Here is a 13,497-nt window from a genome sequence, read left to right as displayed (position 1 = left end):
TTAGTTATTTGGGCAATTTATGTCTGTCTCAAGACATGTATAAAAAATTTCAAGATAGAGACGTTTATCTTCACTAACAGCACTAGTACTTCCGTGAAGTATAGTTCCTCTTGGAGTAATAATACTACTTACTGGGACAGTATTTTCTTCATCCGTTCCTGTTTGTTCTGTGTACTGAGGCACAGTAGCTTCTAAATTTACGTTACCTGATACTGCTATACCTAGTTCTACATTTTCAGCATTGTCAAGGAGTAAACTATTTATGTGAGAAGTTATTCTCATTTTATAACGAATACCTTCTCCTTCATTTGTATCGTCTCTTTCGAGAATTCCCAAGTGATTGGGTATAGAGAATAATGGTGCCGAATTATTTTGTGAATCCTGAAGGTAATCTATAAGCGGTCCGCCATTAGTTTTGTTGTATAAGTATAAGCGATCTGGCTCTTGCGTATTACCAGAGTCGTCTGTCATAATTTCATCTTTTGCAACATTGAAGATTAGATTGGCTTCGTTAATTAAACGTCTTGAAGATTCAAACTCTCCTTCATCATTAAGTATAACGTATTGCTTTCTCCAGGCTTCAAAAGTATTATCTGAAGTGTCGTCGTCGTCAGAATTTAAACCATCAAATAGTTTTATGCCAGCAATAGACCCTTCACCTCCTTTTAGATATAGTAAATCATCACCGTTTATTTCATCACCGACAGGTATAGTTGTTGTGAAATTATTTTCAAAAAAGTTCACTCGTGTAGGACTGAATGTTAAGACATATGTGGCTTCATCTCTTTCATTTTCAATAGTTGGTGAATCAAAAGAATAGAATAAAGTAATGTTAGCGTCTTGTTGAGATAAGTTCAAAAGCATTAGCGATCCACTAGTACTCATATCTTCTGGCTCTGCCTTAAAATATAAGCCTCTAAAATAGTCGTTAAAATTATTAGGGTTGCTAAGTGTAGATAAACCTTCTTGTGCAATTATCTTATTTGTCCAATAGGTGATTACATCATTGTCCTCTATAACATCTTTATCCCAAACAAGCCTGATCCTGGGTGATAATCTTTCAGTAATTGTTGCATCAGGCTCAGCGCCATCTGTTAAAATAACTTCTTTATCAGAGATTGTTAAAGATTCAATTTCATCAATTAAAATAGATTCTAAATCAGCAGATCCAATTTGTTCAGTACTGGAAGCAGATTTATTAGAAAAATAAGCTTGGTTACTATCAAAATCATCATTTGGATTAAAATCTCTTAAGAAATAAGAATTTTCAAAAATACTTAATTTAATTGGGCTGTAACTCTCTTCTCTTGGAAGTACTGAGTCAATTTCATAATCGATAAATGTTTCATCTATTACTCCAACATTTCTGCTAAAAAAAGGTATAGTAAGTACAACAGAATCTAATACTACGTTTTCTCCAAATGTTGGATCTATTAATCCGGTATTTACTTGTGTTAAAACACTAGCAATTGTCCTTCCGTATGTAGGGTCGTCGTATACACCCAGCATATTAAGACCTAAATCGTTTGTTTGAACTGGGTTTAAAGGGTTATTATAACTTATAACATCAAACTTTTCAGAAGTAGTGTTAAAGTTAGTAGCCGTATCATCATTGATGATATCTGAATTAACAGATGCAAAATCCTTATCACATGCTACAAATCCAAAAGCAATTATAAAAGCTATTGAGATATTTCTTAGGGCAATTTTATTCAATTTCATAAAAATTTATACTATTGAAGTACTGTGTTTGTGTAAAATTCCGTGTATGGCTCAGCAAACTCTTCTGGAGAATGATAACCTAAAGTAGGTTTATCTAACCCATCAATATAGCTATCTAATTCTTCTGGTAAATCTTGTGATCCTTTGATTATTGCATCAGAATTGTCTATTGCTATTTTCATTAGGTTAATGTAATTCGGCTCGCTTAATGATTTTATAGCTTCTTCATCTAAACCATCAAAACTTATTTTCTTTTTCATGTCCTTATCTAACGTACCATCGAAGTTTTGATTGTATATAGATGTCACAATTTTACTTTCTGTAAATAAAGGTTCGGTCTTATAAAATTCTTTTAAATAAAGTGGCAATAATGATGCCAACCAACCATTAACGTGTATTATATCTGGAGCCCAGTTTAATTTTTTAACTGTTTCAATAACACCTTTTGCAAAGAAAATAGCGCGCTCATCATTGTCAGGGAATAACTTTCCGTTTTCATCAGATAAAGTTGCTTTACGCTTAAAATACTCTTCATTATCAATAAAATAAACTTGGATGCGCTCTTTTGGTATTGAAGCTACCTTGATAATTAATGGCATATCCATATCGTTAATTACTAAGTTAATTCCCGATAGACGTATAACTTCATGTAATTGATGTCTACGCTCGTTTATGTTTCCAAATCGCGGCATAAATATTCGTATCTGTCCACCTTGTTTGTTAACCATTCTTGGTGCTTCAAAAGACATCGAAGAGATTTCGTTTTCCGGTAAATAAGGAACAACCTCAGAGGACACATATAATATTCGTTTATCTTTCATATAGTGATTGATTTAGAAATTCAAAGTAAAAAACATGCAAAATTACAAAAATTTATGCCAATTGCTAGTAAAATCTTAAGTTTGCACGCGTTAAACTTATGTTACAGCCTTTGAAAATTTTTGATAACAAAACTGAATTAATTGAATACATATCTAGCCTCAAGGCTAATGATGCGACTGTTGGATTTGTGCCAACAATGGGAGCATTGCACCAAGGTCACTTATCACTAGTCAATTTTGGACTAGTCGATAATGATTTTGTAGTGGTTAGTATTTTTGTAAATCCAACTCAGTTTAACAATGCTGAAGATTTAGAAAAATATCCGAGAACATTAGGTCGAGATGTAAAGTTGTTGCAAACAGTTTCAGATGAGAGAATAATAGTTTACGCACCTAGCGTTGATGATATTTATGAGGGAAAAACAGTTTCCGAACGTTTTACATTTGATGGGTTAGAACACGAAATGGAAGGTGCTTTTAGACCTGGGCATTTTGATGGTGTAGGTACAATTGTAAAACGATTATTAGAAATCGTAAAACCTGAACAAGCCTATTTTGGAGAAAAAGATTTTCAGCAGCTACAGATAGTTAAGAAAATGGTAGAGCTTCATGAGATTCCAACTAAAATTGTAGGATGTGCCATCTATAGAGCAGAAGATGGTCTAGCAATGAGTAGTCGGAACGAAAGACTAAAACCAGATTATCGTGAAGCAGCCCCATTTATTCATAAAATTCTAAAATCTGCCAAAGAAAAGTTTGGCACAAAAAGTGCTAAAAAAGTTACGGAGTGGGTTGAGAGTCAGTTTAAAAAACACAAGCTATTAGAGCTCGAATATTTTTTAATTTCTGATATCAAAACCTTAAAGCCAGTTAAAAGAAAATCAACAAAAAAAGAATACCGAGCATTCATTGCCGTGTATGCTGATGATATTAGACTTATAGATAATATCGCACTAAATTAATTACCTTTGCCCAATGCAAATTCAAGTTGTAAAATCTAAAATTCACCGTGTAAAAGTTACAGGTGCTGACCTCAATTATATTGGAAGCATAACCATTGATGAAGATTTAATGGATGCTGCTAACATTATACAAGGCGAAAAAGTGCAAATTGTTAATAATAATAATGGAGCACGTTTAGATACTTATGCTATTCCAGGACCAAGAAATAGTGGTGAAATAACATTAAATGGAGCAGCTGCAAGATTAGTCGCACCTGGTGATATTTTAATACTTATTACATATGCTTTTATGGATATAGAAGAAGCCAAACTTTTTAAACCATCTTTGGTTTTTCCTAATGAAGAAAATAATCTCTTAAAATAGATTTCTTTTGAAAAAAAAGAGTTCAATTCTCAAAGTAGCACTACCTTTACTAATAGGCGTGGCTTTGGTATGGTATTCGTTATCCAAAATCTCTATTACAGAATTAGTACAATACTTCAAAGACGCCAATTATTTATGGATTTGCTTGGGTGTTAGTTTTGGAATTTTAAGTCATGTCTCAAGAGCTTACCGCTGGCTATTTATGGTAGAACCATTAGGGTTTAAGCCTAGGTTTACAAATAGTTTAATGTCTGTGTATTCGGCATATCTTATTAATTTCACAATACCAAGAGCAGGCGAAGTAGCTAGGGCTTCAATTATTACAAATTATGAAGGTGTTCCGTTCGATAAAACCTTTGGGACGATTGTTGCAGAAAGAGTTGCAGACACTATTATGTTACTTATAATTATACTAATCACTTTGTTTTTAGAGTTTGAGTTTATAGTTGATTTTTTTACTGAAAAATTTAATTCTTCAACATTAGTTATTGTAGGTTTTATAGGACTAGTATTAATGATATTCATTTTTATTTTTGTTAAAAAGAGTCAATCTAAATTTGCGTTAAAAGTCAAAAACTTTATCTCGGGATTGATAGAAGGAGCTCTTAGTATTTTTAAAATGAAAAAGAAGTGGGCATTTATTTTTCATACTATTTTTATTTGGGCGATGTATGTCCTTATGTTTTACATCACTAGTTTTGCGGTACCTCAATTAGAAGGCGTATCCTTGGCGGCGATTTTGATAGGGTTTATTCTAGCAAGTTTTAGTATTGCTGCAACTAATGGAGGTATTGGTTCTTTCCCAGAAGCTATTGTTATTGCGTTTTCAATCTTTGCAATTGCCGAGACACCAAGTCGAGCATTTGGTTGGATTATGTGGGCTTCACAGACAATAATGATAATTTTCCTTGGCGGAATTTCACTTATCTATCTACCAATCTATAACCGAAAGCACAAAGAAGTATAGATTTTTTTTTACCTTGCCTTAACAACCAAAATCAGATCATCAATGACTAAGTTTAAGGCCGTTTTTTTATTCCTATTTGTAGGATGTATTTCTTTTTCTCAAGCCAAATATCAAACAATTTCTTCGAGTATTTTAGGTGAGGATAGAGAGCTTAAAATATTGTTGCCCAGAGGTTATTCTGACGACGATGACAAAGCTTATCCTGTGATTTATGTGTTTGATGGCGATTATTTATTTGAAGCTGTTGCTGGGAATGTTGACTATTACGCATATTGGGAAGATATTCCTGAATCTATAGTAGTCGGTATTAATCAGGTAGACTCTCGAGAAGACGATTTAATGTATTCAGAACAAAACTCACTTCCTCTTGAAAGTGGTGCGGATTTTTTTGAATTTGTAGGTAAAGAACTCATTCCTTTCATTGAGGATAAATATAAAACGGAAACTTTTAGAGTCGCAGTAGGTCATGGCGAAACAGCAAATTTTATCAATTATTATTTGGTAAGACAAAATCCTATTTTTAATGCTTATGTAACTATCAGTCCAGATTTGGCATTGGACATGGAAAAATATTTAAGCGAAAGGTTAAAGAATGTGGAGCAAAAAATATTTTATTATCTAGCAGTATCAAATACAGACGTAAAACATATTATGGAAGGTGCAGCATCTTTAGATAATACGCTAAAAGATTTAGGAAACAATAATTTATTATATACGTTTAAAGAGTTTGATGGGCCAACACATTATGCTATGCCAGCACATGCTATACCAAAAGCATTAGAATCTATTTTCTTTATTTTTCAGCCCATAAGTAGAAAAGAGTACAAAGAGTCGATTTTAAAACTGGAAGGTTCTCCTGTCAAATATCTAGAGGACAAATATGCCGAAATTAAGAACCTATTCGGTATAGAAAAGCAAATTTTAGTCAATGATTTTAAAGCCATAGCAGCAGCTATAAAAAAGAAACAAAAATGGGAGTACTATGAAGAACTTTCAAAATTAGCAAGAGATAACTATCCTGAAACTGTTTTATCAAAATATTATAAAGGCTTGTATCTCGAAAACATTGGAGAACCTAAAAAAGCTATGAAAACATTCCAATCAGGCTACATTCTCGAAGAGATTGGTGGTATAACAAAAAATTTGATGCTAGAAAAAGCTGAAGCTATAAAAAGAGATTTTGGTTACTAATGGCAAAAGTGAAAACGACCTTTTTCTGTCAAAATTGCGGCAGTCAATATAGTAAATGGCAAGGTCAATGTACGGCTTGTAAACAATGGAATACTATTGTAGAAGAGATTATACAGAAACCTGAAAAAAGTGATTGGAAAACTCCTGCAGCTTCAGCTAATAAACGTGTTTCAAAACCATTAAAAATTAATGAAATAGATGGCTCAAAAGATACACGAATGAATATGCAAGATGCAGAATTTAATCGTGTTTTGGGAGGCGGAATGGTGCCAGGTTCATTAACGCTTTTGGGTGGTGAGCCAGGTATTGGAAAAAGTACATTATTACTTCAAATCGCTTTAAAATTACCTTATAAAACACTTTATGTTTCTGGTGAGGAAAGTCAGAAACAAATAAAAATGAGAGCAGAGCGCATTCAGCCTAATAGTGAAAACTGCTATATTCTTACTGAAACAAAAACCCAAAATATTTTCAAGCAAGTCGAGGCTTTAGAGCCTGACATAGTGGTTGTAGATTCTATTCAGACTCTACATAGTGATTATATCGAGTCTTCACCAGGAAGTATCTCGCAAATAAAAGAATGTACAACAGAGCTTATTAAATTTGCAAAAGAAACAGCTACACCTGTATTGTTAATAGGCCATATTACAAAAGATGGTAATATAGCTGGACCAAAAATTTTAGAACACATGGTCGATACTGTTTTGCAATTTGAAGGTGACCGTAACCATGTATTTAGAATTCTGAGAGCTAACAAAAATAGATTTGGCTCTACTAATGAACTTGGTATTTACGAAATGCAAGGCTCAGGTTTAAGAGAAGTCAGTAATCCATCAGAGATTCTTATTTCTGAAAAAGATGGAGAATTGTCTGGTAATGCAATTGCTGCTACTTTAGAAGGTATGCGGCCTCTAATGATAGAAGTTCAGGCTTTGGTAAGTACTGCAGTTTATGGAACACCACAACGTTCAGCTACCGGTTTTAATGCCAAAAGACTAAACATGCTTTTGGCTGTTTTAGAAAAGCGTGCTGGATTTAGACTAGGCGCTAAAGACGTTTTTTTAAATATCACAGGAGGAATAACTGTTGATGACCCAGCAATTGATTTAGCAGTTGTTGCATCTATATTGTCATCTAATGAAGACGAGGCTTTGCAAAGTGATTATTGTTTTTCTGCTGAGGTTGGTTTGTCAGGTGAAATTAGACCTGTGCAACGTGTAGAGCAACGTATTTTAGAAGCAGAAAAATTGGGTTTTTCTACCATATTTGTGTCTAAATACAATAAAATTGCATTGAAGAATACCAAAATTAAAATTCAACTAATTTCTAAAATTGAAGATTTAGTAGATTTTCTAGTTTAAAAACAAAAACAAAAACAAACTGAATCTACATTTGTAAATAAATTCTGTATTTTTAATATTCAATTAATTAATTCCAAAAATAAAAGACTATGAGTAAAACATTAATCTCAATTGAAGACGCAAAAGCTTGGACAAAAACGTATCAGGGCAGCATGCCTGAAGGATCTGCTAAAGCATTTTTAATAAGTTGTGAAACTATTGTAGATATATTAAAAGAAATGAAAGTTCTACAAGATAATGGTAAAGGTGGTATTTCACTTAGTAATGTAGACGACTCCAGTATCAGAGCATATATGGCTGTTAATCCTAAGCAAAAAGATGCAAATGGACAGACATTGGTAATAGTTGGTACTAAAAAAGATGCAAGTGGTGTTGCAAGAGACATGGTAGAAGGTGAGAAAGATGCGCCCTTCAAAAAAGAGGATTTAAACGGAAGTGGAGCATTTGATTTTAGTGCACCATGCCCTAAGAGTTGCGATGAAAACAGTCCATTAAACCACAGATAGACAATTTTTAATGGAATTTGTTTTAAGTCATGGATTGTCAATATTACCTTTTTTAATCACAATTCTTTTTTTAAGTAAGAGTTCATATCATAAAGGTGATAAATCATATCAAATTTTCTGTATATATATTACTTTCATAGCTCTAATTGAAATAGTATCAGGGATAATGAATTATAACGGTATATATAATTTGTTTTTTTCACATGTTTATTTTTATGGAGAATTTTTATTCTTATCCTTATTCTTTAGGCAATTGATTGAAAAATCTCAAAAAACAAAAGCAAGTTTACTCATTATTATATTTGCTTCAATACTAGTTTTCTTAATAATTTTAAGCGCTTCTGGATATTTTGTGTTAAGTCCATTTCATCCAATAGAAGTTTTAGTTTGCGGATTACCAATCTTAGCTTTAGCAATTGTACATTTATATAATTCTTTAAGTAAGAGTTTAAAATATGTGTATATAACAATAGGAGTTATTGTGTACAAAACAGTGAGTGTTTTGGTATTTACATTGCAAAATTTTGCAAATAATATTGATAGTTTTGATAATCTTTCTAATATCTTATTAGGATTAAATTCCGTTTTTCTATACATATATTATGGTTTAATAATTTTCGAATGGTTCAAGAGTTTCAGACAGAAGAAAGTAAGTTAGTATTAGTACTAATATTTGCTGTAATCTTTCTACTAATTATAATTATTGGAGTAATATTTTTTTTCTTCTTGTCAAGAAGAAAAATTATTCAAAAGGAAAAAGAAAAAGCAGATTTACGTATTGCAAATCAAGAAAAAATATTACAAACCTCAATTGCAGTTCAAGAAACAGAAAGAAAACGTATAGCTCAAGATTTGCACGATGCTATAAGTTCAAAGCTAAATGTAGTAAGTCTTACAACGAATGTATTGTTGTCAGATAATCAAATAAATGAGAAACAAAAAAACACGTTGGAGCAAATTTTAGACATAACGTCAACTACTCTAGAAAGTTCTCGTCAAATAGCACACGACTTACTGCCACCAATTTTAGATAAGTTTGGACTAAAAGCAGCTCTTGAAGAATTGTTCGAAGATTTTAGTAAAAACACGACTATTGAGATAGCACATAATATTGAAGAATTAAAGTTGTCCGAAACCAATCAGCTTCATCTTTTCCGAATAGCGCAAGAGCTAATTAATAACTCTATCCGACACGGTATGGCCAATAAAATCGAAGTTAATCTATTGTCAAAAAATAAGGGCTTTAAATTTAATTACTCAGATAATGGCGGAGGTTTTAATGTGTCAAAAGTCAATAAAAATGCTGGAATTGGACTTCAAAATATAAAAAGTAGAGTAAAAATATTAGACGCAGATTTAAATATTGATAGTGTAATTAATCAAGGAAGCCGTTTTGTAATACAATCCATAAATGAAGCGTAAAATTAGAATTGCAATAGCAGATGACCAGTTGCTTTTCCGTCAAGGATTGATGGCAATTATTCAAAGTCAAGATGATATTAAAATCCTTTTTGATGCTGAAGATGGTCATGATTTATTGGTAAAACTCAGAGCTTCAAAGACGAAACCAGATATTATTGTTACAGATTTAAAAATGCCAAATCTTAACGGTGTAGAAGCAACAAAGCTTATTAGGGATGAGTTTAACGGTATTAAAATAATAGCCTTAACAAGTTATTTCAGTAAGCCCTTTATACTTAACATGATATCCATTGGTGCAGTCGCATATTTGGCAAAAAACAGCACACCAAAATTAATGCTTCATACAATTCGAGAGGTACATTCAAAGGGATTTTATTATGATGAAATTGTATTTAATTACATCAAAGAAGGCCAAAGCAATTCAAAAGCAAACAAAGTCAAATCAAGTCTAGATGATGACTACTTTACTGAACGCGAATTAGAAATTTTAGAGCTTATATGTAAAGAGTTTACTGCAAAAGAAATTGCTTATAAACTTAGCTTAAGTAAAAGAACAGTTGAGACTCATCGTAGTCATTTACTTCTTAAAACACAATCCAAAAATATTGCAGGATTAGTCGTTTATGCTTTAACGAATAAGATTATAAATCATAAAAATGACTCACTTTAAGGTCAAAATGTCATTTATCTTTTTAGATAGACACTTTTCGGCTATTCTTCCTTAACAATTTCTCAAAAATTAGTATTTTCGCAACCTTATAAGAAATGCGAAAAATGAGCCAAAAGTTCCCTGAATACAAAGGACTTAACTTGTCAAATGTTGCTGATGAAGTCAGTAATTATTGGGAAGCAAACGATATATTCAATAAAAGTGTAACCACTAGAGAAGGAAAACCGCCTTATGTGTTTTTTGAAGGGCCACCTTCTGCAAATGGATTACCTGGTGTTCATCACGTTTTAGCACGTGCTATAAAAGATATTTTTCCGCGCTATAAAACCATGAAAGGTTATCAAGTAAAGCGAAAAGCGGGTTGGGATACGCATGGTTTACCAATCGAACTTGGTGTAGAAAAAGAACTTGGTATTACAAAAGAAGATATTGGTACAGAAATCACAGTAGAAGAGTATAACGCAGCCTGTAAAAAAGCAGTAATGCGTTATACAGATATCTGGAACGACCTGACTCAAAAAATGGGGTATTGGGTAAATATGGACGATCCATATATCACCTACAAATCTAAATATATGGAATCTGTTTGGTGGTTATTAAAACAGATTTACGACAAAGATTTATTATACAAAGGCTATACAATCCAGCCTTATTCACCTAAAGCAGGCACAGGTTTAAGTTCACATGAGCTTAATCAGCCTGGTACTTATCAAGATGTTACAGACACAACAGTTGTAGCTCAATTTAAAGCATACGAGGAAAGTTTGCCAGATTTTCTTCAAAATGAAGGTGATATCTATTTTTTAGCATGGACAACAACACCTTGGACGCTTCCAAGTAATACAGCATTGACTGTTGGTCCTAAGATTGATTATGTTTTAGTTGAAACATATAATCAGTATACATTCAAACCAATGAATGTTGTTTTAGCTAAGAATTTAGTATCAAAACAATTTGCTGGAAAATTCAATCAAGTTGAAGAAAAATCAGAATTGTTAACTTATAATTCTGGAGATAAGAAGATTCCTTACTACGTTGTAAAAGAGTTTAAAGGAAAAGACTTAGTAGGCATTACATACGAGCAACTATTAGATTTTAATCTTGAGTTCGAAAACAAGCAAAATGCTTTCCGTGTCATTTCAGGAGATTTTGTAACTACAGAAGATGGAACAGGAATAGTACACACTGCACCGACTTTTGGTGCAGATGATGCCTTAGTGGCTAAACAAGCCTCACCAGAAATACCACCGTTTTTAGTTAAAGATAAAAACGATAACCTTGTGCCGCTTGTAGATTTGCAAGGGAAATTTAGGTCAGAGTTGGGTGAGTTTGGTGGCAAATATGTAAAGAATGAATATTACAATGATGGCGAAGCTCCAGAAAAGTCGATAGATGTTGAGCTTGCGATAAGATTAAAAACAGAAAACAAAGCCTTTAAGGTTGAAAAATACAAACACAGTTATCCTAATTGCTGGCGTACAGACAAACCAATTTTATACTACCCTTTAGATTCATGGTTTATAAAAGTGACTGATGTCAAAGGGCGTATGCACGAGCTTAACATGGGTATTAACTGGAAACCAAAATCTACTGGCGAAGGTCGTTTTGGTAATTGGTTAGCTAACGCAAACGACTGGAACTTATCTCGCTCACGTTTTTGGGGAATTCCATTACCAATTTGGCGTACAGAAGACGGAAAAGAGCAGATTTGCATCGGTTCTATGAAGGAACTTAAAGTTGAAATGCAAAAATCTATTAATGCTGGTGTGCTTTCAGAAGATATTTTTGCAGATTTCGAAGTTGGTAACATGTCTGAAGAGAACTACGAGAAGATTGATCTTCATAAAAACGTAGTAGATAAGATTGTTTTAGTTTCAGAATCAGGACAGCCAATGAAACGCGAAAGTGATTTGATTGACGTATGGTTCGATTCTGGTTCAATGCCTTATGCACAATGGCATTACCCTTTTGAAAACAAAGAATTGATTGACGAAAACAAATCATTTCCTGCTGACTTTATTGCAGAAGGTGTAGACCAAACACGTGGTTGGTTCTATACTCTTCATGCTATCGGAACTATGGTTTTCGATTCTGTAGCTTATAAAAATGTGGTGTCTAATGGATTAGTTCTTGATAAAAATGGGCAAAAAATGTCCAAGCGTTTAGGTAATGCCACAGACCCTTTCGAAACGTTATCAAAATACGGTGCCGATGCCACACGTTGGTATATGATTAGTAATGCCAATCCTTGGGATAATCTTAAGTTTGATGTGGATGGTATTGAAGAAGTAAGACGTAAGTTCTTCGGGACATTATATAACATCTATTCATTCTTTTCATTATACACAAACTTAGATGGCTTTGATTATTCCGAAGCAGATATTCCATTAGATGAAAGACCAGAAATCGACCGTTGGATTCTTTCAGAATTAAATACCCTTATTCAAAAAGTAGACAAGTTTTACGAAGAGTACGAGCCAACAAAAGCCGCAAGAGCCATATCTAATTTTACACAAGAATACTTAAGTAACTGGTATGTTCGTTTAAGTAGAAGACGTTTCTGGAAAGGTGATTATCAGACCGATAAAATTTCAGCCTACCAAACGCTTTATACATGTATGGTTACACTATCAAAATTAGGTGCACCAATAGCTCCGTTTTTTATGGACAGATTGTATTTAGATCTAAATGCTGTAACTAAAAAAGAATGTTTTGAAAGTGTACATCTTGCAGAATTTCCGATTGCTGATGAAAGTGCTATTGATAAGTCGTTAGAACGTAAAATGGAGAATGCACAAACTATTTCATCTTTAGTATTGTCATTACGAGCTAAAGAGAAAATAAAGGTACGTCAACCACTTCAAAAAATAATGATTCCGGTTGCAAGTCAGCAACAAAAGAATGAAATTGAAGCAGTTGCAGATTTAATAAAACACGAAGTTAATATTAAAGAAATTGAACTTCTAGAAGACGCTTCAGACATACTGGTCAAACAAATAAAGCCTAATTTTAAAACATTAGGACCGCGTTTTGGAAAGGATATGAAGTTAATTGCCAATGCAATAAATGGATTTTCGGCAGAAGATATTAACAAAATGGAGCAAAACGGTAGTTTTGATATTGACATTAATGGAAAAAATATTACATTGGGACTCGATGATGTTGAGATTACATCGCAAGATATCGAAGGATGGCTTGTGGCAAATGAAGGTTTGTTAACAGTAGCGTTAGATGTTACAATAAATGAAGATTTACGTAAAGAAGGGATTGCAAGAGAACTTGTAAATCGTATCCAAAACTTACGAAAAGATTCAGGTTTTGAAGTCACTGATAGAATTGATGTGCACTTACAAAATCATACAGATATAATAGCTGCAGTAAACGATAATGAAGCTTACATAAAGATGGAAACTTTAACGGATGATTTAAAAATTGTAGATAACCTAGAAAATGGTATAGATATTGCTTTTGACGAAGTAAATACTAAACTATTTATCAAAAAACACTAAGG

The 13,497-nt window shown here is 32.9% G+C and carries 12 protein-coding genes; 10 read left to right on the top strand and 2 right to left on the bottom strand.

Going from position 1 to position 13,497, the window contains the following annotated elements; translation table 11 throughout:
* Entirely contained in the window at nt 1–1,722 is a 1,722-nt protein-coding gene (locus BTO05_RS07670; protein WP_087492101.1) for a DUF4270 domain-containing protein, read from the bottom strand.
* An 11-nt stretch (nt 1,723–1,733) separates the two neighbouring features.
* Nucleotides 1,734–2,543 (bottom strand): glycogen/starch synthase, encoded by an 810-nt coding sequence (locus tag BTO05_RS07665; RefSeq protein ID WP_087492100.1) that lies wholly within the window; start codon nt 2,541–2,543, stop codon nt 1,734–1,736.
* Between the two features lie 98 nt (nt 2,544–2,641).
* On the opposite strand from BTO05_RS07665, the gene panC reads away from it, so the two are divergent.
* From panC to ileS, 10 genes are all read left to right on the top strand, one after another.
* The gene (gene panC / locus BTO05_RS07660) at nt 2,642–3,505 is read left to right on the top strand and encodes a pantoate--beta-alanine ligase (protein ID WP_087492099.1); all 864 of its coding nucleotides are present in this window, start codon (nt 2,642–2,644) and stop codon (nt 3,503–3,505) included.
* A gap of 13 nt (nt 3,506–3,518) precedes the next feature.
* Nucleotides 3,519–3,869 carry an aspartate 1-decarboxylase gene (gene panD / locus BTO05_RS07655; RefSeq protein ID WP_087492098.1) on the top strand — a complete coding sequence of 117 codons (351 nt, stop codon included), beginning with the start codon at nt 3,519–3,521 and terminating at the stop codon, nt 3,867–3,869.
* 7 nt (nt 3,870–3,876) lie between these two features.
* Nucleotides 3,877–4,836: a lysylphosphatidylglycerol synthase transmembrane domain-containing protein gene (locus BTO05_RS07650; protein ID WP_087492097.1), complete on the top strand. Its 960-nt coding sequence runs from the start codon at nt 3,877–3,879 to the stop codon at nt 4,834–4,836.
* 42 nt (nt 4,837–4,878) lie between these two features.
* The gene (locus tag BTO05_RS07645; RefSeq protein ID WP_087492096.1) at nt 4,879–6,027 is read left to right on the top strand and encodes an alpha/beta hydrolase; all 1,149 of its coding nucleotides are present in this window, start codon (nt 4,879–4,881) and stop codon (nt 6,025–6,027) included.
* On the top strand, nt 6,027–7,388 hold the full coding sequence (radA, locus tag BTO05_RS07640; RefSeq protein WP_087492095.1) for a DNA repair protein RadA: 1,362 nt from the start codon (nt 6,027–6,029) through the stop codon (nt 7,386–7,388). Before BTO05_RS07645 ends, radA begins: the two co-directional genes overlap by 1 nt.
* A gap of 89 nt (nt 7,389–7,477) precedes the next feature.
* Entirely contained in the window at nt 7,478–7,894 is a 417-nt protein-coding gene (locus tag BTO05_RS07635) for a hypothetical protein (RefSeq protein WP_087492094.1), read from the top strand.
* 10 nt (nt 7,895–7,904) lie between these two features.
* A complete protein-coding gene (locus BTO05_RS07630) occupies nt 7,905–8,552 on the top strand; it encodes a hypothetical protein (protein WP_087492093.1) in 648 nt (215 codons plus the stop codon).
* A 68-nt stretch (nt 8,553–8,620) separates the two neighbouring features.
* A complete protein-coding gene (locus BTO05_RS07625) occupies nt 8,621–9,316 on the top strand; it encodes a sensor histidine kinase (protein ID WP_232459718.1) in 696 nt (231 codons plus the stop codon).
* A complete protein-coding gene (locus tag BTO05_RS07620) occupies nt 9,306–9,986 on the top strand; it encodes a response regulator transcription factor (protein WP_087492091.1) in 681 nt (226 codons plus the stop codon). The genes BTO05_RS07625 and BTO05_RS07620 overlap by 11 nt, the downstream gene beginning before the upstream one ends.
* Before the next feature lie 104 nt (nt 9,987–10,090).
* On the top strand, nt 10,091–13,495 hold the full coding sequence (ileS, locus tag BTO05_RS07615) for an isoleucine--tRNA ligase (protein ID WP_087492090.1): 3,405 nt from the start codon (nt 10,091–10,093) through the stop codon (nt 13,493–13,495).
* Nucleotides 13,496–13,497: the final 2 nt, after the last annotated feature.

Origin of the sequence: Winogradskyella sp. PC-19, from assembly GCF_002163855.1 — a bacterium.
GTDB lineage: Bacteria > Bacteroidota > Bacteroidia > Flavobacteriales > Flavobacteriaceae > Winogradskyella.
This window is presented reverse-complemented; position numbering and strand designations above follow the sequence as displayed.